Annotated in this window: 17 protein-coding genes; 15 read left to right on the forward strand and 2 right to left on the reverse strand. The window is 70.0% G+C overall.

Going from position 1 to position 20,829, the window contains the following annotated elements; genetic code table 11:
* The first annotated feature begins 171 nt into the window (after nucleotides 1-171).
* The 13 genes from ENKNEFLB_RS08365 (at nucleotide 172) to ENKNEFLB_RS08425 (ending at nucleotide 16,197) form a co-directional block, all read left to right on the forward strand.
* Nucleotides 172-936 (forward strand): hypothetical protein, encoded by a 765-nt coding sequence (locus ENKNEFLB_RS08365; RefSeq protein WP_214058768.1) that lies wholly within the window; start codon nucleotides 172-174, stop codon nucleotides 934-936.
* A 78-nt stretch (nucleotides 937-1,014) separates the two neighbouring features.
* Nucleotides 1,015-1,299, forward strand: coding sequence for a hypothetical protein (locus ENKNEFLB_RS08370; protein WP_214059385.1), 285 nt, complete (start codon nucleotides 1,015-1,017; stop codon nucleotides 1,297-1,299).
* Between the two features lie 22 nt (nucleotides 1,300-1,321).
* Nucleotides 1,322-2,281, forward strand: a complete 960-nt coding sequence (locus ENKNEFLB_RS08375; protein WP_214058769.1) for a hypothetical protein — start codon at nucleotides 1,322-1,324, stop codon at nucleotides 2,279-2,281.
* Nucleotides 2,278-3,156 (forward strand): hypothetical protein, encoded by an 879-nt coding sequence (locus ENKNEFLB_RS08380; RefSeq protein ID WP_214058770.1) that lies wholly within the window; start codon nucleotides 2,278-2,280, stop codon nucleotides 3,154-3,156. Before ENKNEFLB_RS08375 ends, ENKNEFLB_RS08380 begins: the two co-directional genes overlap by 4 nt.
* The gene (locus ENKNEFLB_RS22870; RefSeq protein ID WP_214058771.1) at nucleotides 3,153-5,252 is read left to right on the forward strand and encodes a type IV secretion system protein; all 2,100 of its coding nucleotides are present in this window, start codon (nucleotides 3,153-3,155) and stop codon (nucleotides 5,250-5,252) included. The genes ENKNEFLB_RS08380 and ENKNEFLB_RS22870 overlap by 4 nt, the downstream gene beginning before the upstream one ends.
* A gap of 114 nt (nucleotides 5,253-5,366) precedes the next feature.
* Nucleotides 5,367-6,872, forward strand: a complete 1,506-nt coding sequence (locus ENKNEFLB_RS08390; RefSeq protein ID WP_214058772.1) for an SCO6880 family protein — start codon at nucleotides 5,367-5,369, stop codon at nucleotides 6,870-6,872.
* A complete protein-coding gene (locus ENKNEFLB_RS08395) occupies nucleotides 6,872-8,428 on the forward strand; it encodes an ATP-binding protein (RefSeq protein ID WP_214058773.1) in 1,557 nt (518 codons plus the stop codon). Before ENKNEFLB_RS08390 ends, ENKNEFLB_RS08395 begins: the two co-directional genes overlap by 1 nt.
* Before the next feature lie 70 nt (nucleotides 8,429-8,498).
* A complete protein-coding gene (locus tag ENKNEFLB_RS22875) occupies nucleotides 8,499-11,714 on the forward strand; it encodes a VldE C-terminal domain-containing protein (protein ID WP_214058774.1) in 3,216 nt (1,071 codons plus the stop codon).
* 152 nt (nucleotides 11,715-11,866) lie between these two features.
* Entirely contained in the window at nucleotides 11,867-12,523 is a 657-nt protein-coding gene (locus ENKNEFLB_RS08405; protein WP_214058775.1) for a hypothetical protein, read from the forward strand.
* 67 nt (nucleotides 12,524-12,590) lie between these two features.
* On the forward strand, nucleotides 12,591-14,105 hold the full coding sequence (locus tag ENKNEFLB_RS08410) for a type IV secretory system conjugative DNA transfer family protein (RefSeq protein WP_214058776.1): 1,515 nt from the start codon (nucleotides 12,591-12,593) through the stop codon (nucleotides 14,103-14,105).
* A complete protein-coding gene (locus ENKNEFLB_RS08415) occupies nucleotides 14,102-14,812 on the forward strand; it encodes a hypothetical protein (protein ID WP_214058777.1) in 711 nt (236 codons plus the stop codon). Before ENKNEFLB_RS08410 ends, ENKNEFLB_RS08415 begins: the two co-directional genes overlap by 4 nt.
* A gap of 8 nt (nucleotides 14,813-14,820) precedes the next feature.
* Nucleotides 14,821-15,225, forward strand: coding sequence for a hypothetical protein (locus tag ENKNEFLB_RS08420; protein WP_214058778.1), 405 nt, complete (start codon nucleotides 14,821-14,823; stop codon nucleotides 15,223-15,225).
* A gap of 141 nt (nucleotides 15,226-15,366) precedes the next feature.
* On the forward strand, nucleotides 15,367-16,197 hold the full coding sequence (locus ENKNEFLB_RS08425) for a M48 family metalloprotease (protein ID WP_214058779.1): 831 nt from the start codon (nucleotides 15,367-15,369) through the stop codon (nucleotides 16,195-16,197).
* Between the two features lie 483 nt (nucleotides 16,198-16,680).
* Here the strand turns inward: ENKNEFLB_RS08425 and ENKNEFLB_RS08430 are convergent, their stop codons facing one another.
* Both ENKNEFLB_RS08430 and ENKNEFLB_RS08435 read right to left on the reverse strand, forming a co-directional pair.
* Nucleotides 16,681-16,935 (reverse strand): helix-turn-helix domain-containing protein, encoded by a 255-nt coding sequence (locus ENKNEFLB_RS08430; RefSeq protein ID WP_214058780.1) that lies wholly within the window; start codon nucleotides 16,933-16,935, stop codon nucleotides 16,681-16,683.
* Nucleotides 16,936-17,382 (reverse strand): DUF2975 domain-containing protein, encoded by a 447-nt coding sequence (locus ENKNEFLB_RS08435; protein WP_246535910.1) that lies wholly within the window; start codon nucleotides 17,380-17,382, stop codon nucleotides 16,936-16,938.
* A 473-nt stretch (nucleotides 17,383-17,855) separates the two neighbouring features.
* Here ENKNEFLB_RS08435 and ENKNEFLB_RS08440 point away from each other — a divergent pair, with 473 nt between their 5' ends.
* Complete coding sequence (locus ENKNEFLB_RS08440) at nucleotides 17,856-18,794, forward strand: hypothetical protein (protein ID WP_214058782.1); 939 nt, start codon at nucleotides 17,856-17,858, stop codon at nucleotides 18,792-18,794.
* Nucleotides 18,795-19,305: 511 nt separating this feature from the next.
* On the forward strand, nucleotides 19,306-20,805 hold the full coding sequence (locus ENKNEFLB_RS08445; protein ID WP_214058783.1) for a CehA/McbA family metallohydrolase domain-containing protein: 1,500 nt from the start codon (nucleotides 19,306-19,308) through the stop codon (nucleotides 20,803-20,805).
* The last annotated feature ends 24 nt before the right edge of the window (nucleotides 20,806-20,829 follow it).

The raw sequence follows: 20,829 nt of genomic DNA on the forward strand, positions 1-20,829 counted from the left end.
GCCGGGGAGTTCCGAGACGCCCGCCCCACCACCCGACGGACCGGTCCGGGTGCACACCCGGAAGAGCCGCGCACAGCGGGCCGAGCCGCGGCACGGACCGGAGGCGGCGACCGCCACCGCGCCGCCGACGCAGCCGACTGGACCCCCCAGGCGGGGGAGCGAGTCCTTGCCGTGATCGGGACCTCCGGCTCGAGCGGAGCCAGCACCGTGGCCCTCGCCGTCGCGCTCAGCGCCGAGCTACCCGCTCGCGTCATCGAGTGCTGCTCAGCCAGCGCGTCCGGCCTGGCCGCCGCCACCACCGCCGAGCTCGGCCTGCACCCCGCCGGATGGCGACTGGGCCGGCGCGAGCAGGTCCTCATCGAACGCGTCTGCGAGGTCCTCGCCGGCGTCGACGAAGTCCCCACCCCCACACCAGCAGAGCACACCACCCAGCTGACCGTGCTGGACGTCGGCTGGGAGGTCGGTCAGCTGACGACCACCGACTCCTGGGTCAGCGACGCCGTCGCCAGCGCCGACCAGGTCCTCCTGGTCAGCACCTCCACGGTCCCCGGCATGCGCCGACTCGAAGGCGCCCTCGAGCTCCTTGTCAACCACGCCGGGGTACACATCACTGACCGGACCTGGGTGGCCGTGGTCGGCCCCCGGCGCAAGAAGTGGACCCGGGGCGTCGAGCACGCCGGCGGACCGCATGCCCGGCGTGCGCTGAACAGCGGACGTCTGGTCGAGATCCCTGAGGACCGTGGCCTGTCGATCCACGGCCTGGACTCCCGCCCGGTGCCGCAGGCCCTGCTCGCCGCAGTCGCCCACGCCCACGCCGTCGAACAGGACGCCGACCACGACGCCAACCGCGACGGCGACGACGAAGCGGCGGCTGACGAGCTCGACCTCTTCACCGATCACGACCTCACCGACCAGCCGACCGACCAGCCCGGCTGACACCGCAACACGAGTCGCAACACCACCAGTCCGCAACACCAGTTCGTATCACTCGAAAGGAACCGACCGGTGAACCTGATGATCCGCACCACCGAGATGGCCGTCAAGGTGTGCCCGAAGGCACCGCCCGGCGCCGAGGGGCCGACCAACGAGATCACCGGCTACGTGCTCTGGGGGGTGATCATCCTCTTCGGTCTCGCCATCATCATCGGGATCGGCGCCGTGATCGCCGGCCGGATGTTCGCCCTGCCCCACGCCTCGAAGGTCGGCGTGATCTCGCTGGTCGTCGTCTTCGGCTGCGCGATCGCCTACCTGGTCCTGCCCGGGATGCTCAACGGCATCCTCGGCAACGGCTGCATCTGATCGGAGTTCGCCGGTGGGTGCCATGCAGTCCAAGAGCACGGGTCGTTCCGGTCAGGAGACCTCGGGGGTCCGCGAGTGGAGTCGCGGGCGCCTGATCACGATCCTGACCGGAGCGGTCGTCGTCGCCCTCGCATTGCTCGTCGGGCTGGGGTACGCCATCTACCTGGCGGTGTCCGGGCTCAACGGCGACCCCTCGGCCGCCGGCGGCGTAGCCACCGGCGAGACCGAACGCTCCACCGTCGCCCGGGGCGCCAGCCACCGCGACGAGATCGCCGCCGAACCGATGCTGAGCGTCCCCTCGAGCGCAGCGTTCCCCGACGACCCCAACGACCCCGACGGAAGTGGGGACGCAGGCGCCGGTCAGGACAGCATCAAGATCCCGACCGGCACCGGCATCAACGGCCCTGGCCTGGTCATGACGGGCTTCCCCCACACCCCCGAGGGCGCGATTGGGCAACTCGCGCAGATCGACACCGCGGTGCTGCAGTCGATGAGCCTGCAGACCGCTCAAGAGGTCTACGCGAGCTGGGCGTTGCCCGGCGGCGTCAGGGCCGACGACTGGTGGATCACCTCGAGCGTCGCGGCCTTCCTGAGCAGCAGCGAGATGGGCAGCGTCAAGAGCGCCACAGCGTCGGTAGCCGTGGAACCGGCGGCAGCTCTGGTGAAGGGCACAGACGGACCCGACTGGGCCACGGTCTGCGTCCTGATCAAGGTCACCGCGACCTACCGTTCCGAGGGCCATGCCGCGTTCGGCCACTGCGAGCGCATGCAGTGGGTCGGGGGTCGCTGGATGCTCGCGCCAGGTGCGCCCCCGGCGCCCGCACCGGCCACATGGCCCGGCACCGAGCTGGCCGTCGAGGCGGGCTGGCGCACCTGGACTACGGACCCGTCGGCGGGCGTGCCCGAGGACGAGCAGGCGGTCGAGCAGGGCGAGGACCGCAGCCAGGACCACAGCGACGAGCAAGGAGGAGCACACTCATGAGCAGCCGCAGCACATCCACCACTCCCACCCCGTCCGGCAACCTGGCCCGCATCGCCGTCCTGGTGGTCATCGCCGTGGTAGCCGCCACCGCGGTGTGGCTCGGAACCCGCGGAGATGACGGGGCCGCAGATCGCGACGGCGGAACCGGAATCGCTGCCGGCACCTCGGGTGAGTCGGCAGGGGACTCATCGGGCCGCTCCACAGGTGGCTCGGGAAGCGAGCAGCTGGCACCCGAGAGCGCCGCGGCCGCGCCGGTCGGCGGCATCACCCTCCCGACCGGGTCGACCCAGACCGACGGCTACGCGGCCGGCTTCCCCTACACCGACCTCGGGGCGGTGGCGCTCCAGGTGGAGCTGGCCAGGGCCCAGGTCGGCTTCGACTACGACCAGGCCGCCACGGTCGCCCAGCTGTACTCCGACCCCGCCGACCAGGCCGTCTTCGAGCAGCGCTCCCACGACGCCGTGGCGCTACGGCGCCAGCAGGCGGGAGTGCCGGCCGAGGGCCAGGTGCCCGCACCCGCCTCGTACGCGGTCACGCCGGTCGCCTACACGCTCGAGGAGCTCGACACCGACTACTACGTGGTCAACCTGCTGAGCTACGTCACGCTGACCGACGTCGACGGCGAGGCCCGCGACGGCCTCTACGCAGGCACCCAGCTGGTGCGCTGGATGGCCGACCCCGACGCCGACTCCGACAACAGCAGCGGCGGTGACTGGAAGGTCGTCGAGGGCAGCACCGCCGACCTCGAGAACCTCATCGCACAGGGACAGCCCCAGGCCGTCGCGCCCGAGACCAACGATTTCGAGGACGCCAACTGGATCATGATCGACCCCACCAGCGGCAACTCCTCAGCCGAGGCCGGTGAGTCCTCGTGACCAGCGACCTCCTCCCGCGCCTGCGCTGCCCCCGCCGGGCTGGCGCCCTGGCCCTGTTCACCGGCCTTCTGGTGGGCCTGCTGAACGGGCTTATTGGCCCCGCCGCAGCGATCCAGCCGGCCACGTCCACGCCGGCCGCCGGCAAAGCCACCATCAGCTCCATCAGCACAGCGGCCGCACTCGACACCCGGCTCGCCGCCGCCGCCCCCGAACTCAAGCAGGGATGCCCAGGCCCCGACGCGCTGTGCGACCTCGGCGGCGACGTCCTGGACTGCGCCGCCGGCCCCGTCGACTGCGTGGAAGACGCCGGCGGAGCCGTCGCCGGCGACGTCAAGGACGGTGTCTTCAACGGCGTCGAGGGGGTGGCCGGCGCGGCCGGCGGGATCGCCGAGGGCGGCTGCGGCGTCCTCGACGCGGTCTGCGACGTAGCCGGCGGCGGACTGCCCGGAACCCCGGGAATCCTGGGCATCCCGGGACTGCCCGACGTCGGCGACATCTTCGGCGGCGGGTTCCCCGGCCTGGGCGACATCCCTAACCCCATGGCCGAGCTCGGCGACACCATCGCCAAGGCCGCCGCGGACGCCTGGACCGCCGCGATGCTGGCCATCTGGAACTCCGGGCTGTTCGTGCTCCGGATCGTGCTGACCTACTCCGAGCTGTTCCTGACCCCCGACCTGCGCGGCGACGGCCCCGGCAAGGACGTGTACGGGTTCGCGCTGTGGCTGGCCCTCGCGCTGGTGGTGCTCCTGACCGTCATCCAGCTCGGCGCCTCCGCCTTCAAACGCGAGGGCAAGGGCCTCGCGCGAGCACTGATCGGCGCCGGCCAGTTCGTCGTGGTGTGCGCCACCTGGTTCGGCTACTGCGTGACGATCGTCGCCGCGTGCGGTGCCATCAGCAAGGCACTGATGAAGGCGCTGCTCAACGTGAACACCTGGCCCGAATGGGAGCCGCTCGGCGGGCTCGGCAGCGAGGACATCGCCGACGCCACCGTGGCCACCGTCCTGGCCTTCCTCGGCATCTTCCTGTGGCTGGCCGCCATCGGACACATCCTGGTCTACCTGGCACGAGCGGCATCGCTGCTCGTGCTGACCGCCACCGGCCCCATCTCAGCGGCCGGCCTGGTCTCCGACTTCACCCGATCGTGGTTCTGGAAGAGCCTGCGCTGGTTCCACGCCGCCGCCCTCACCCCGGTCCTGATGATCATGGTGCTCGGCATCGGCGTACAGATGTCGAACGGCGTCGCCGCGCACCTCTCCGACGGCACCCAGAAGGCGATCGGCACCGCACTCCCCGCGGTGATGCTCATCCTGGTCAGCGTCGTCGCCCCGCTGGCGCTGTTCAAGCTGCTCGCCTTCGTCGACCCCGGCACCCCCAGCGGCGCCTCGTTCCGCCAGGGCATGGCGGTCCAGGGAGGCATCCAGGGACTGCTCTCCGGTAGCGGCGGTGCCGGCGGCGGGTCCTCAGCTGCCTCCTCGGCCGACTCCAGTGGCCGCTCGGCCGGCGAGCAGAACGCCGAAAGCTCCACCGGCGACCGGTTCAACCAGTCCGCCCAGGGGTTCCTGGGCAGTCTCGGCGCCGGGGGCCAGGCGATGGCCAAGGGTATGGGGATGACCAGCAGCGCCGGCGCCAAGGCCACCTCCCTGATCGCCGACGAAACCAACCAGGCCGGCGTCGGGCAGAACACCTACGGGCCCGACTTCAGCGGCACCCGAAGCAACAACAACCAGAACAACAGCCAGTCCAGCGACCAGCCCGGCAACGACTCGGGCGGCCAGTCGGGCGGGCAGGCCGGAAACCAGCCCGGCGGCCCGGGCCAGGGCCCCGGGGGAGGCCAGGACGGTGCGGGCGGCCTATCGGGTGGCACTGGTGACGGCGGCTCCGGCTCCCCGACACCGCCGACGCCGTCGGTCACCCCGGCGAACCTCCCCGTGGGCGCGCCCAGCGGCGGCAGTGGAGGCGGTGGCGGTGCTGGCGGCGACGGTGCTGACGGCGGCGGGGGTGCTCCCAAGCCGCCGGGAGGTGCCGGTGGCGGTGCCGGGGGAGCGGGAGGCGCCGGCGGAGCGGGTGTCGCCGCGGCCGTCCCACCTGTCGCCTAGCCCGTCGCCTAGCCCAGCCATGTCACCGACCCGCACGCCCCATCTTCGCGTCAGCACCACCAGGTCATCTGCCGGCCCGCCCGGGTCGACCAGTCAGGAAGGAAACCACAGACCATGACGACGTACGCCGACTACCAGCGAGATCCCATCGGGTGGTTCTTCGGGCTCTCCGGTGGCCAGCTGCTGCTGCTGTCGCTGGCCAGCCTCCCGGCCTTCTGGGCCATCAGCAGGGTTGCGTGGTTCTCCGCGCTGCTGTTCGCCGGCATCTGGCTGATGGTGCTGGCCGTCACCGTCGTCCCCGTCCGCGGCCGCTCGGCCACGGGCTGGATGATCGCCTCGATCGCCTACGCCTTCGGCGGGCTGCTCGGCTGGACCTCGTTCCGCGCCAAGGCCGCCCGGGGACGGGCCGAGGACCTCGAAACCCCCGACCTGCCCGGGGTGCTGCAGGGCATCCAGATCCACGACGGCCCGCCCCACGGCTCGCAGCTCCAGCGGGTGGCCGTGGTCCAGGACCACTCCACCCGCACCTGGTCGGTCACCGCCGCGGTGGTGCACCCCGGCATCGGCATGCAGGACAGCGACGAGCGCGCCCGCTACGGCGAAGCGCTCGCGGGCCTGATCGACGTGGCCGGTCGGACCGAGAAGATCGACGAGATCCTCTTCGTGGTCCGCACCGTGCCCGAGGACGGCGCCGAGCGGGAGCTGTGGGTCACCAAACACCGCCGGCCAGGCGCCCCCGAGCTCGCCGAGCAGGTCAACGCCGACCTGGCCCGTGGCCTGACCCAGGCATCGGTGCGGACCGAGGTCTTCGTGACCCTGGTGGTGCCGGAGGCCCGCATCGCCCGCTCGGCCAAGGAGTCCGGCGGGGGACTCGAGGGTAGGTGCCGCGAGCTGTACCTGCTGCTCGGCGAGATCGAGGCGCAGCTGCGTGGCCCGCTCGGGATGACCTCGGTGCGGTGGCTGACCAGCCCGGAGCTGGCGCTGGCGTGCCGCACCGGCTTCGCGCCCGGCGACCGTGCCGGCATCGTCGAGGCACTCTCGATGCGCGAGAAGGACGCCGGCGTGGCCGCCGACGTCCCGTGGGCGATGGCCGGCCCGTCGGGTGCCGACGCCACCGTGCGTCACTACAGCCACGACGCGTGGAACTCGATCAGCTCCACCATCAAGCTCCCGACCCGCGGCGCGGTGATGGGAGCCTTGGCGCCCATCCTGACCCCCAGCGAAGCCGGCGAACGGCGCAGCTTCGTGGTCGCCTACCCGATGGTGTCGCAGTCCAAGGCCGACCGGCAGAGCGGCAACGCCGAGTGGGCCGCCGACATCGCCGAGGGCATGAACGAGCGCCTGGGCCGCAAGACCCGCGCGAAGCAGCGCGATGACACCAGCAAGGCCCGAGGTCTGGACGTGAAGCTGGCCCGCGGCAACGCGCTCACTCGGCCCTACGCGGTGTGCACCGTGACGGTGCCGAAGACCTCGCGGATCAGCGAGTTCGGCCGCCGCCTCGACGCCTCGATCCGCCGCGCCGGGTTCGCCCCGCTGCGCCTGGACCTGTCCCAAGACGTCGGGTTCGCCTCCTCCACGGTGCCGCTCGGCATCAGCCTGACCCGGGCGGGAGACGCCTGATGAGCAACAGCAAGATGCGTCGACGCGGCGGCCACGGGAGAGGTCGCGACATGGCGGCGCTGCTCTCCGACTTCGGCCACGACCTGCCCACCGTCCCCACGCCGGCACCGCAGGCCAAGGAGGCCCGGCTGTTCCGCCACACCCCGCGCCGCGGCACAGCCCGCCCCGGACGAGGGTGGTCGCCCGCCAAGGCCACCGCGCTGGCCTACCGGATGACCAGCGACCAGGCCCCGGTGTTCTGGCCCTTCATCTCCGCCCCGGCCCTGCCGCCCACGGGCGCCCAGATGGGCATCGACCAGCTCTCCGGTGGCTCGTTCTACTTCGACCCCTTCGGCTGGGTGCTCGACGACGCGGTGCCGGTGACCAACCCCAACGTCTTCTTCTTCGCCAAGCCCGGCCTCGGCAAGTCCGCGACCACCAAGGCGTTCTGCCTGCGGATGATGCCGTTCGGCTACAAGGTGCTGATCCTGGGCGACCCCAAGGACGAGTACGAGCGGCTGTGCCGCGCCTTCGGTGTCGAGCCCTTCGCGATCGGCCCCGGGATGCGGACCCGGATCAACCCGCTCGCTATGGGGCCGCTGGGCCAGGGCTGGGAGCACCTCTCGGCCGAGGAGGCCCAGCGTCGCGCCACCATCATCTTCGGCCGCTGGCTCACCCTGGTCCGTGGCCTGGTCGGCTCGATGCGCATCGGCACCAACCACGTCCCGTTCGGACCCACCGACGCCGACGTGGTCCACACCGCCCTGGAGCACCTCACCGGCTACAGCGAGGGCAGCTCGGTGCTGCGCGAGACCACCATCCCCGAGCTGTGGCACCTGCTGCACAAACCCACCGAGGACCTCATCACACGGTCCCGCTACGCCACCCGCCAGCAGTTCCTCGACGAGACCCGACTGCTGCGCGACGCGCTCGGCCAGCTCGTCAAGGGCGCACTCGCCGGGCTGTTCGACGCCCCCACCAACATCGAGGTCGACTGGTCCGCGCCTATCCAGTCGCTGTCCCTGTCGCGCCTCGACGACCTCGGCGACGAGGCGGTCGGCATCGCGCTGCTCGCGCTCAACTCCTGGGGCCGCGGCATGCGCGAGACCGCCCGATCAGATGGCGACCCCGGCGACCTGCGCATCGTCGTGCGTGACGAGTCCTGGCGCCAGCTGCGCCTCGGGCCCGACGCTGTGAAGAGCTTCGACGCCGACCTGCGGCTGAGCCGAGGGATGGCCGGCCGGGGGGGCGACATCCAGTTCGCGATCGCCCACAAGCCCTCCGACCTCCTCGCCGCCGGCGACGTCGGCTCCCAGGCCGCCACCATCGCCAAGGACCTCCTCGACCTCGCCGACGTGAAGATCCTCGGCGGGCAGAACCCCAAGGTCGCCCGCGAGCTCGACTCCATGCTCGGCCTCGGACCCATCGCCCAAGACCTCGTCGCCGGGTGGGCGCGGCAGGACAAGGGCCGTGCCCTGTGGTCAGTGGGGGAATCGACCTACAAGGTCCAGACCGTGCTGCACCCGCTGGAGAAGCAGCTCACCTGGACCAACGAGGCCATAGAGACAGCCCGATGACAGCGGCCTCCTGGCCCGGCTGATCTGAGGTCGATACGTCGTGAAGAAGGTCCTCCTAGCGGTACTGCCGGTGCTGGTAATCCTCACCGGCCTGCCCCTGATCGGCGCCGTGATGATCACGATGTCGACCCAGGCCGCCGCCGAGTGCCGCACCCAGGCCGACACCACCGTCTCCAGTGAGTTGGGCGACCTCGGCGACATCGAGGGACCGGTCGGCGGGCCGGTCAAGGGCTCGGTGACGCTGTCGCAGGCCAACATCAAGGTCAGCCTCCCGCTGTCAGCGTTCAACGCCGACCTCAACACCACGCTCAGGTCCGATCCGGACTTCGTCACGCTCAACGAGATCAGCAGCCGCAGCCTCGGCCAGATCCAGAGCGCGGCCCCCGGCTACGAGGTCTTCCGCGAGGACCCCGCGGGCGGACCGGACTCGATCGAGTCGATTGGCAGCGCCGTGCTGTGGAAGCGCGACGCGTGGACCAAGGTCAACGCCGGGCGGGTCAAGATCGTCTCCGACGACCAGCTCTACTCCAAGGGCAACCCGCGCACCTGGGACCGGTACGCCACCTGGGTGATGCTGCAGCGTAAGAGCGACGGTGCCGTGGTCTCGGTCATCGCCACGCACCACATGACCAACCCCCACAAGTTCCCCCGCCAGCACGGGAACCCGGCCCTGACCCGCGCCCAGCAATACGGCGCCGGGATGGACATCCTCGTCCAGCTGACGAACTCGCTGGCCTCCCACGGCCCCGTCGTCATCGGCGGCGACATGAACACCCACGCCTCCTACACCGACCTGCCCTGGTCGGCGGTCTCGAAGATGACGGCCGCCGGCTACGGGTGGGCGAACCACTCGGTCGACTTCGTCTTCTTCCCCCAGAGCCAGGGCGCACGTCTGGCCAACAGCTCGACCGGGCCCCTGGTCTCTGACCACCAGTGGCTCACCGCCCGGATCGACATGAACGGCGCCGGCCCCAGCTCCACCTCCGGCTCGACCCCCGGGACCGCCACGGTGGCAGACACCTCGAGCACTGGGTCGGGCAGCTCCGGCGACGTCGACGACGCCGCCGGGGATGCGGGCGAGGACGTGGACGCCGCGGGCGCAGCCCCGCCGGCCGGCGATGTCCTCCCCGCACTGATGCAGCTGCGCTTCTCTGAGGCCTACCCCACCCTGACGGCCGAGCAGGCCCGCAACGCGGTCACCATCGCCCAGGTCGCGCGCGACCTGCGCGTCCCCCGTTACGGCCTCGAGGTGGCGATCGCCACGGCGATCCAGGAGTCCAAGCTGGTCAACCTCGACGGCGGTGACCGCGACTCCGGCGGCCTGTTGCAGCAGCGCCCCTCGACCGGCTGGGGCAGCCGCGCCCAGGTCACCAATCCCACCCTGGCGGCCCAGGCCTTCTTCGGCCGAGCCCAGCACACCAGCAACCCCGGGCTGCTCGACATCCCCGGCTGGGAGCAGATGCCGTTGACCGAGGCCGCCCAGGCCGTGCAGCGCTCGGGGCTCCCCGGCGCCTACGCCCAGTGGGAGGATGTCACCGGCGACATCACCGACATCCTCGGCGGCGACCTGCCCGAGGTTCCCGGCGGCGACGTCGAGATCGCCTCCACAACGACGTCAACCGGCAGCTGCACCGACGGCGACACCATCGCCCCGATCACCGTCGGCACCCTCAACCTCCTCGGCGCCGGCCACACCTCCGGCCCCGATGCACGGAAGGGATTCAGCAGCTGGCAGGCCCGCCTGCCCGGTGCGATGAGCTCGCTCAAGGACGCCGGGATCACCATCGCTGCGCTCCAGGAGGTCCACGGGCCGCAAGCCGACGCGATGGCCAGCCGCTACTCCCAGCAATGGGGCATGTACCCGTCTTCGGGTCCCACCCAGAACAAGGTGATCTGGGACCTCAACGAGTGGAGCGCCACCGACCAGCGGCTCGTCGACATCCCCTACTTCGGCGGCCACGACGTGGGCATGCCGCTGGTACAGCTGACCTCCACCACCACCGGGCAGGCAATCTGGGTCTGGAGCATCCACAACCCGGCCAACACCCAAGGTAACGTCTTTGGTCGCCGTGTCGAGGCGCTTCGCCGTCAGCTCGACACCCTCGACGACCTGGCAGCCACCGGCACGCCCACGGTCATCGGCGGCGGTTTCAACGACGGGGGGGACGGCACGAACGCATCGCACTGCGTGCTCACCCCGACCGTCACCAACGCCTTCGGCGGCTCCTCAGCACCGTGCCGTCAACCGAAGAAGGACGCCCCGATCGACCACATCTACGGCGCCAACCTCACCTGGGCCAGCGCACGGGTCGACAACGGCACCCAGTCGCAGAAGATCAGCGACCACCCGCTCGTCGTGGCCACCACCGCCGGCAGCAGCGCCGGATGCGCCCTGACCTCGGGCGCCACGAACACCAACTACAACCTTGGCCAGGTCAAGGCCCAGTTGACCCAGCTCGTCAACGTCCTGGGCCCGATGTTCGACATCAAGACCGTCGGCGGCTACCGCGACAGCGCCACCGATCCCAACGGCCACCCGGCCGGGCTGGCGGCTGACTTCATGGTTCCGCTCAGCTCCGCCGGCCGCGCGCAGGGACAGGCGCTCGCCGACTACGCCAAGCAGCACGCCGGCGAGCTCGGGATCGACTACATCATCTGGTACCAGCAGATCTGGTCGACCAGCCGCGCCTCCGAGGGCTGGCGCCCCATGGACGACCGAGGCAGCGCCACCGAGAACCACCGCGACCACGTCCACATCAACGTCAAGCCCGGCGACCCCTTCGACGACCCGGTCAGCTCGATCTTCAGCGGCGGCGAGACGGCCAGTTGCTCCGAGATCGTCTACCCGGTCCCCGCCGCCTACGTCGGCAACGACGCCCACAACTGGCACAGCCAGGGAAGCGCCTGGGACTCCTGGCACACCGGCACCGACTTCGGAGCACTCTGCGGCACTTCGGTTTACGCCGCCCACTCCGGGACCGTCGAGATCGACACCACCCAGTCGTGGGCCGGCCCCACCCTGGTCAAGGTCAGCACCGGACCCATTTCTCTGACCACCTGGTACGCCCACATGCAGCAGGTCACCGTCAGCCGCGGCGAGACGGTCCAGGCCGGCCAACAGATCGGCATGGTCGGCGACGAGGGCAACTCCCGCGGCTGCCACCTGCACTTCGAGGTGCACCTGGAGAACGGCTCGATCTACGGCGCCGACAACGTCGACCCCTCCCAATGGTTGGCCGAGAACGCCTCCCCGAACGGCGGCACGGTGGCCGCTCGAGCGGCGTAAGAGCCGCCCAGGCCGCCCGTGGCCGAACGACGTCCAGCCGGTGCGGTCAACACGACCAGCGCCGCGGTGATCGCTCCCGCGCCTCCCACGGACCTAGGAGACCGGGTGGACCCGGCCCCCGAGAAGCACCTGGCAACGGAAGGCGGAGCACCGTGCAGCGAGAACGTCGACGAGACCCCTACCCCTGGACCTGGGAGATCCCCCTGGGCGTGGCTCTGGCGGGGGGATTCGCCATCGTCATCGGCCTGCAGCTGGGTCGCTCGATGGCCAATCTCGTCGCCGGCGCCGGCTGGACCTGGCCCGACCCAGCCACGACCTCTGACGCGGGGCAGTTCACCTCGCCGATCGGCTCCGCCTTCTGGGCCAGCCTGCCTGGCGTCGTCACCGGCGACTCCAGCGCCGGCCTGGCCGAGCAGGAGGCCAGCAACCGCGGGCTCGCCGGTCCTTCCTTGACGTGGGGCTGCCTGGCCGCCACGGAGGTCCTCGTCGTCGTCGCGCTCGGCTGGCTGGCGATCTTCGTGCTCCAGCGTTGGGGACCCGGCCGCATGCGAGGCATGGCCACCTCAGCCGAGGCCGAGCGGATGCTTGGAGCTACCAGGCTCCACAAGGTCGCCGGCATCGTCCGCCCGGACCTCCACGGGAAGCACGCCAGCCCCGCGTTCACGACCTCTCTCGAAGGATCGGCCGGCCGCGTCCAGCGCACACCCGGCGACGTATCCCTCGACGTAGCCGAGCAACCCGGGCCGTACCTCGGCCGCGGGCTGAGCCCGTGGCTGGTAGCCGGCCGAGGAACCAAGGAGAAGCGATGAACGCCCAGACCCCGCGCCAGACACCACTTGGCGGCACCATCACGCCGCAGACTCCCGGGGCGGCGTCATGAAGCTGCGATTCGACCCATGGGACGTCGGCTGGCGCATCGGAGACGCCCACGAGCCTCGCGGCGGCGAGCTGTGGGTCCCGTGGGACCGCACCGCCGGCGTGATCGGCCCGCAGGGCTCCGGCAAGACCCTCGACCTGCTCACCCCAGCACTCCTCGGTGCCCCCGGAGCCGCGCTGGTGACGCTCACGAAGGTCGAGGACCTGCTGCTCAGCCTCACCGAACGCTCCCGCGACGACCGGCCCTGCGTCGTGCTCGACCCGCTAGGGCTCGCCGAGGGGATCTGGGGCCACGGCGTCGACGAGCTGACCTGGGACCCGATCGCCGGGTGCGTCGACCCCAAGGTGGCCGAGCGCCGCGCCAAGGCCTTCACCGCCGGCACCGTCAAGGGTGCGATCAACGGCGGCACCGGCGACGAGGCAGCCCGGTTCTACGCCGCAGAGTCGGCCAAGGTGCTGCAGGGCTACTTCCACGCCGCGGCGCTGACCGGCAAGACGCTCGAGGACGTGCTGCAGTGGATCGCCAACCCGACCGCAGCCTCACAACCGATGGAGATCCTGCGCCGACACCCGCACGCCGAACCGTTCTGGCACGGCCTACTCCACGGTGCGCTCAACGGCGACGACCGCACCGCCGGCAACACAATCACCACGGTGCAGCAGGCGGTCTCCCTGTTCTTCCAGGCCGAAACCCGCCGCCGCTGCATCCCCGGCCACCGACGGCCTGCGACCGACCTCGCCGACGTGATCCGGCGCCGCGGCACCATCTACCTCCTCGGCCGCGAAGACCCCTACGCGAGCGCTAGCCCGCTGATGACTGCCGTCACCGAGCACGTGCTGGACACCGGACTGCTGCTGGCCAACAGCTCCCCGTGGGGCGGGCGGCTGTGCCCACCGCTGGTCTCGGTGCTCGACGAGCTGCCATCGACCGCGCCGCTGCCGACCCTGCGCACCCGGATGGCCAACGAACGCGCCCTCGGACTCTCGTTCATCTGGGCCGCGCAGACCCGGCCACAGCTGACCAGCATCTTCGGTGAGCACGAGGCCCGGTCGCTGCTCGGCCTCACCAACACCCTGGTCATGTTCGGCGGGTCCAAAGACGTCCAGTTCAACCAGGAGATCTCCGACCTCCTCGGCACGGTCCGCGTCGGCCGCGTCACCCACCAGGCCGGTGGAACCCACGGCGGCGGCCGCAGCTACTCCGCGGACGACATCCCGATCATGCGACCCGAGGAAGTCCGCCAGCTGCCCGAGCGCCAGGCGCTCGTGATCGCCGAGAACGGCAAACCGATCATCGCCAAGCTCCACCGCTGCGTCGAAGGCAAGGCCGGTGCCCGTCTGCTCGCCGACCAGCGAACGCTGCGCCAGGAACTAACCAGCGACCGGCGCATGGTCGTCACCCCCAACGCCCGCGCGGCCGCCGCCCTCGCCGAGGCGCGGCGCCTCGGCTTCGTCGACGACGACACCGACCACGTCACCACCCACGGCGACAACCGCGCAAGGACCGGGCGGTGACCAGCCCCCAGCACAGCCGCCGGACGGCCTCGACGTCGATGGTGTTCGCGTTCCCGACTCCGGGTGAGGAAGTCCGGCTGGCCTACCGCGAGCTCCACATCGCAGTCAACGGCTCAGAGGAGCAGAAGCGAGCGCTGGGCAACCACGCGCTGCTGCCGCGGCCGTGGGAGCCGGCGAGCTGCCTGGACCCGGATCTGCGGCACGCGCTGTGGGAGTGGTTCGAGGCAGTCGTGATCTGGCTCAACCACGACTACTCCTGGGACGTCGCGGGGCTCATCCCCAGCTGCTGGCCGCTCCACCCGCACCTGGTTCACGAGATCGCCGTGCTCGCCGACCAGCGTCGACGAGCCGGCCTGGCGATGACCAGCGACGCGCTCGAGGAGTGGCACCGCTACTGCCTTCCGGCCTTCACCGACCGGATGCGAAACCGCCTGCGCGCGCACTGCGACGACGACCACAAGGGTTGGCCGGCCAAACCGCGGCATAGCGAGCACATGGCCGAAGCCGCCACCGAGCGCCGGGAGAACGCCTTCGCCCACGACGTCGACGCCCTGCTCGCCAGCCAGCGCCGCGCCGACGACCAGTCGACCCGACGCGATGGGCCGCCTCGGCTCGGCCTGGTCGACCTCGACACCGGCGAGATCCAAGACGACGAGCAGCCCGGTGCGCAGAAGCGCACCCGCACCGAGAAGGGACCCCGCAAGTGACTCAGGGAATGACGCAGGAAACGACTCGGCGATCGAACGCCGCGACGATGTCGATCATCGAGCGCTCCCAGGCCATCGGACGCGCTCAGCGCGCACTCAAGGCCCTGGGGGAGCACCCCCGCTCGAGCAAGAAGGAACTCGGTCACGCACGCGAGCACCTGAACGCCTGCTACTCCCACGGCTCGGGCGACCACGTCTGGGACGCGGTGTCGAAGGTGGAGACGATGGCCGAGCGACGCTTCGGAGTGCCGAGCCCGGACGAACAGGACCACGCGGTCGAGTCGAGCCGTGAGACCTCGGACCCTGAGGGGCCTGCGACACACCGCCGTGGTCGCTCCGCGGAGGTCCGCGCTGTCCCGTGGTCGACGCCGCCCGATGCCGCCACGCGGCCAGCGCCCACCGCGACACCATGAACGGTCCCTCAGCGCGACCGACGGCCCGAATCGGTCTCAGCACGCCGCTGAGAGACACGATTCACCGTCCAACGACCGCCCCCGAGCGGCCCGCCTGCGTGGGAGCGATTCTACCGAGGCGACGCGACGGCGCTAGAAGCCATGTCCGAACCGGCCCGCGACGCGGCCCTCATCCTGCTGACCGTCGCCTATCTCGGCGGTGCCGTGCTGTTGCTCGTGGCGCTGGCCAAGGTCCTCCTTGCCTGGGCGACCAGTTGGCGACCAGCCAAGGACGACGACGACCCGGGTGACATCGACGGCCTGCGACAGCTGGCCGCCACAGCGATGGCCGCGGTGGCGTCACGCGCGAGTGTGGCGGCGCCCGCCGTCGACGTCGTCGCGGTCCTCGGAGCGCCACTCGCCAACAGCGGGGGGCCAGTGACTGGCGATGGCGGCCTGGCCGTCACGCGGTTCCGCGTCGGCCGCCCGCCCACCGTTGTGTTCGCGACCCCTGCGCTGACTGGGCTGAGTCCCGCCGCGGTGCACAGTTTGGCTGCCCACGAGCTAGCGCACGTGATCCGCCGCGAACACGGCTCGGCCGCGGGCCGCTACGTGTGGCTGGTCGGCTATCTGGTGCTGATGGTGGCCGGCGCCGGTCTCAGCGTGACCGCGCTGGCGACGTCACCGCAGCTGGGCGGCCTGGCGCTGATGGCCACGCTGGCCACCGCAGTCATGTTCCTGGGCCTCCAGGTCGCCTTCGACCGGCGCGAGGAGATCGCCGCAGACCTGTTCGCAGCCGAACTGACCCACGACCTCGAGGCGGCCGCCGAGCTGATGCGGTTCCTCGACGAGTACGTGACAAGGCCGCTGCTCGATGGGCGGTCCGCTCGAGCAGTGACCCGCCTCGATCGACGCTGGTTCGCAACTCACCCACCGGCAACGGCGCGGCTCGCGGCGATGCGCAGCCACCTGGTTCACCGGCACGGACGGTAGGCGCCGCAGGACCTCCCGTCACCGGTGAACATCGCGGACGGGTCATTCGGGACGCATAGCCATGGCTAGACGCGCTGGCCTGCACCCGTCCCGCAGACCGTTCGTGTCCCGGGACACCGGCACGTTGCCGCAAAGATCCCTGCCGCGCCTTATCGCAGTCCCAGTCGAACAACATCCGCCAACAGGATTGCGGGATCTCCAGCTCTGTGTTGCCTCAGGATCGTCGGTTGGCGTCATCTGTCACCAGTCTGGTGCAAACGAGCACACGCGACGCGGGTCGGCTCCGTGACCGTCTCGTAGGCCCGGCCGTAGCCAAGAAGTTCGCTCGCGGTCGGGCGGTCGAATCCGACGATGATCCGCAACGCGGTGGCTCTTCCGACACCGTCCTGGGCCCCAGGAGTCCGGCCCCCCGGATGTGCCACGAAAGTGATCTCGTCGAAAGCAGCGCTCTGCCGCAGTGCTTTGACAGGTGACGAACCTTGATCATCTCGGGGCACCGCCCGCATGCGAGTCCTGTGCTGGGTCTTGGCCCTGCTCTGGTTCCCAGCGGAGGAGGTCGCCTGGCTGGCAGTCGAGCGTTTCGCACAATGCGGCCAACGTGGCGAAACGCACCGCTTTGGCTCGGCCGTTCTTGAGAACCGCGATGTTGGCTGGGGTGATGCCCACCTGGTCCGCGAGAGCGCCGACCGCCATCTTGCGCCGGGCGAGCATCACGTCGATGTCGACGATGATCGGCATTCAGATCACCTCATCGAGCTCGGACTGCAGTTGCTTGGCCTCAGAGTCCAAGGCGACCGCCTGCGCCAACAGGGTCCTCATCACGTAGACGAGCAGTGCCACCCCGGCGATCACTAGGGCAAATCCGCTGATCAGGCCGATCAATCCGGGGGCGACCTCATCCCCGGGCGTGGCGTGATTGGCGAAGCGAGCCACCACGGCGACGGCGAGGATGAGCACCGCGGCAGCACTGACTGACCCGATGACCAGGTCGACGTAACGGAACGCCGCGTGGGAGAAGACCGTGCCCCGCTTGACCATGGTCAACAACCGCCAGATACACACCGCGATGACCTGCAAGGTCACCACGCTGAGCACGCCGATGATCACCAACGAGATCCCGATCCTGGTGGGGTCCGTATCGGTGTCCAACCACAGCAAGGCCACCATTCCTACCTGCACCACCACGGACCCTGCTAGCGCTATGGCCATCACCACACGCAGCGCAGCGATAGCTCGACCACTCATTTCTCGACCCTTTCATGTCGTTGTGCGACACTAATCTATCGAAATTCAATCGGGCTGACAAGCGCTGGCGGCATCAACTTCATCGGGCCCCGTCACTACTTCGAACCCTTTCACCTGCCCCCTGGAGCCGATCCTTCATTGGCACGTCTTCAGCGCCTCTAACGGATCTTGAGCGCAGGGATGGCGGTGGACCTGCCCCGGCGTGCGGGTCAATGTCCCCGCAACCTCGCTTTTTCCACTCCAGCAGTCGTGGGGTCGATGACCAGCGCTGACTCACCCCACTGTTCGGGTCAGGAACCGTCCCACGGCCAAGTCCAACCCCGAGATGGACATATACGGGCTGACCTCACGCCGGCGCCCGCACATCCTGCCGTGGCCCTGCGCGTTGCTTTGCTGGCAGACTTCGTCTCGCTATGAAGTCTGACCCGAGCGAATACGAGCGCATCCGGGAGTACTGGGAAGGGCAATGGCCCGACGATCCACTGATTCATTTAGAGAAGGCCGCCTCGGAGCGCGTCGGTTCCGTCCCTCACGACATCTGGGACCTACACGCTGAGTCGGGCCGGTGGTGGGTCGTCACCAACCCGACGAACCTCTATTCGCAGGAGGACTTCAAGAGCCGCGACGTCGTGCTCACGTTTCACGTCGGGTTGGTGCTTCGCATGATGTCTCGCGAGGTCGTCCCGATCACCGAGTCGGCGGCCGCGCTCCTGCCCGCAGCGTGGCGACGCTGGGACCAGGCAGTTGAGGCACTTCAAGTTGCGCGGGAAGCCGAGGACTATCAGGCAGTTGGCATGCGCCTGCGGGAGTGTCTTGTCTCGTTCGCCGAGGAAGTCGCGGACGATGCGCTCGTCCCGGAGGGAACAGACCGCCCCCAAGCGGCGAACGTGAAGGCGTGGATCAACCTCTTCGCAGGCTATGTCGCCGGCGGGCCGAGCGCAGCGAAGCTGCGTTCGTATCTCAAGACCATGGGCGAGGAGACGTGGAGCTACGTCAACTGGCTCACCCACGCCAAGAACGCAGCCCACTTCGATGCGGAGATCGGTGCGGCCGTCACGAGCCACCTCTTGGCCACCGTGACCGCCTCGGCCATGCGCGCACGTACGGAACGGGGTAACCGTTGCCATAGCTGCGACTCCTACGCCGTGGTGGCTGGTCGGTGCGATGTTTGCGGGTGGATCGATGAGGAGTATGAAGCGCCGCCGTCTCCACCCGAACCGGACGAGGAGGACCTCGCTGCCCGGCTCGCCGACCCCTGCACGCCGAGCTCTGACATCTCGACGTTCATCACCCCCGAGGAATTCGGCCAGCGGCCTGCGCGCCGTCGCCGGCCACCGGACGAGCGGTCCTGAAGCCTCATAACTGGCCGAGCGGTATTGCGCCCGGCCTGTGCCGCAGGGCGATCGGCTCGCGGAGCGTGCCAGTGACCGATCCGCTCACGGGCGACGTTGAGCCGTCGCCGTGCGCGAGCACCGAGCTTTTGGGGGACGCCACATGAACTGCAACGACGCCGCCCAGCGCGCTGCGTCCCCCTCCGTGGGAGGAAGCAGGCGACGCTCCTGGCAACGCGGCCACCTCACCGTCCGTTCCATGGTCGCAGTCATGTCCTTTAACCACCCAGCAGACCCGGTTGTTCGCAAGGCGCTGCGTTATTAGGTGGTTGGCCGCCACTGACCCGAGTCGGGTCTACGAGTACGTCGCCGTGGGCCTGGCGGCGGTTGAAGTCCGGTCGCGGAGCGCGACATGCGAACCTCCCATCCGCGGTCAATTCGGATGATTCTCCCCTGGTGTCGCCGGCCAGTTCACATACGCGGCGTCGACTCGAACTCCGAGCACTCCACATCTCTCGAGGAGCACCCCCACATGGCCGAGAACGACACGACCGACCGTCCTGACGAGTCCGGCTACTCCCGACGTCAACTGGTCAAGTACGCCGGGGTCGGGGCAACGCTCGCCGCGGCCGGGACCATGACCGGCACCGGTGAGGCGTGGGCCGACGACACCGCGAGCCGGCGCCCGCGTAGCGGGAGTCGCGGCCGGAGGTGGCGGGCCGGTGATCACCATGTCCACTCCGAGTACAGCGGGGACTTCGACACGACCACCACCCCGCCGACGTTCCTCAAGGGCGCGGACGCGGTCTACCCGATCGTGACCAACGCGATCATGGGCAAGTACTTCGGGCTGGGCTGGATGATGTGCACCGACCACGGTGGCCCGAACCACTCGAAGGTGAACCTGGAGCAGGCCTACCCCGACCTGCTGCGGTCGCGGCAGCTGGTGCCCGACGTGCTGCAGTTCTGGGGGATGGAGTTCGACGCTCCGGCCCTGGACCACCACACGCTGATGATCCCGCGACGCAACGACGAGGCCCAGGTCCTCTTCGAGCTCGAGAGCCGCTTCGCCAAGCGGGACGCGTACCCCACGGACCCCGCGCGCGACACCGAAGAGAAGATGGTCGAGTTCCTCAAGGTCGCCGACCGGATGCGCCACAAGCCGCTGGTGCTCGCACACCACGCCTCACGCTCGGCCACCGGGTTGGGCGTCTACGGCCTCGACACCCCGCGCGAGTTCCGCAACGGCAACAACGCCGCCCCCCAGGTCTACGTCGGTTTCGAGGGCGCGCCCGGGCACCAGGCGGGACCGCTGAACGGGGAGGCCCGAGGCGGGTACGGCAGCTACCCCACTCACGGCGGATACGACCAAATGACCGCCCGGGTAGGCGGTCTCTGGGACTCCCTGCTCGGCGAGGGGCGGCGCTGGTGGATCACCGCCACCTCCGACTCCCACGTGCATTGGACGCGCGGTGGCACCGACTTCTGGCCCGGTGAGTACTCCAAGACCTATGTCCACGCCCGGGACGAGTACGCCGACGTGATGGACGGACTGCGCAGCGGGCGGGTCTGGGTCACTACCGGAGACCTGGTGCAGAGCCTGGACGTGACCGCCACGGCGGGTCGGCAGGAGGCGGTGATGGGGGAGACCATCACGGTCTCGCGACGGCAGAACTCTGACGTCGAGATCGAGATCCGGTTCCAGCCGCTCGACGGTGAGAACGGCAACGGCGACCGCCCGGAGGTCAACCGGGTGGACCTCATCGTCGGTGAGGTCACCGGCGTCGGCACCAACCTCGACTCCGACACCAACCCGACCACCGAGGTCGTGGCCCGGTTCGGCAGGCGGGACTGGCGCCGCCGTGGCGACGAGTACGTCATCCGCCATACCCTGTCCAATGTCCAGACTGACCTCTACGCCCGGGTCCGGGGCACCAACACCGACGAGATGGAGCCGGAGGCCGACGGTCTGGAGAGCCCGTGGGACGACCTCTGGTTCTACTCCAACCCGGTCTTCGTCAACGTCCGCTGACGCAGCAGGTGACACCCCCGGCCG

This window comes from Nocardioides aquaticus (assembly GCF_018459925.1).
GTDB classification, from domain to species: domain Bacteria; phylum Actinomycetota; class Actinomycetes; order Propionibacteriales; family Nocardioidaceae; genus Nocardioides; species Nocardioides aquaticus.

What these genes read in the sequence shown, in the direction of transcription:
- ENKNEFLB_RS08440 (WP_214058782.1), top strand. Translation starts at nt 17,856, where the DNA reads ATGAAGTCTGACCCGAGCGAATACGAGCGCATCCGGGAGTACTGGGAA.
- ENKNEFLB_RS08375 (WP_214058769.1), top strand. Translation starts at nt 1,322, where the DNA reads ATGCAGTCCAAGAGCACGGGTCGTTCCGGTCAGGAGACCTCGGGGGTC.
- ENKNEFLB_RS08420 (WP_214058778.1), top strand. Translation starts at nt 14,821, where the DNA reads ATGACGCAGGAAACGACTCGGCGATCGAACGCCGCGACGATGTCGATC.
- ENKNEFLB_RS08380 (WP_214058770.1), top strand. Translation starts at nt 2,278, where the DNA reads ATGAGCAGCCGCAGCACATCCACCACTCCCACCCCGTCCGGCAACCTG.
- ENKNEFLB_RS08395 (WP_214058773.1), top strand. Translation starts at nt 6,872, where the DNA reads ATGAGCAACAGCAAGATGCGTCGACGCGGCGGCCACGGGAGAGGTCGC.
- ENKNEFLB_RS08445 (WP_214058783.1), top strand. Translation starts at nt 19,306, where the DNA reads ATGGCCGAGAACGACACGACCGACCGTCCTGACGAGTCCGGCTACTCC.
- ENKNEFLB_RS08430 (WP_214058780.1), bottom strand. Translation starts at nt 16,935, where the DNA reads ATGCCGATCATCGTCGACATCGACGTGATGCTCGCCCGGCGCAAGATG.
- ENKNEFLB_RS08370 (WP_214059385.1), top strand. Translation starts at nt 1,015, where the DNA reads ATGATCCGCACCACCGAGATGGCCGTCAAGGTGTGCCCGAAGGCACCG.
- ENKNEFLB_RS08390 (WP_214058772.1), top strand. Translation starts at nt 5,367, where the DNA reads ATGACGACGTACGCCGACTACCAGCGAGATCCCATCGGGTGGTTCTTC.
- ENKNEFLB_RS08410 (WP_214058776.1), top strand. Translation starts at nt 12,591, where the DNA reads ATGAAGCTGCGATTCGACCCATGGGACGTCGGCTGGCGCATCGGAGAC.
- ENKNEFLB_RS08425 (WP_214058779.1), top strand. Translation starts at nt 15,367, where the DNA reads ATGTCCGAACCGGCCCGCGACGCGGCCCTCATCCTGCTGACCGTCGCC.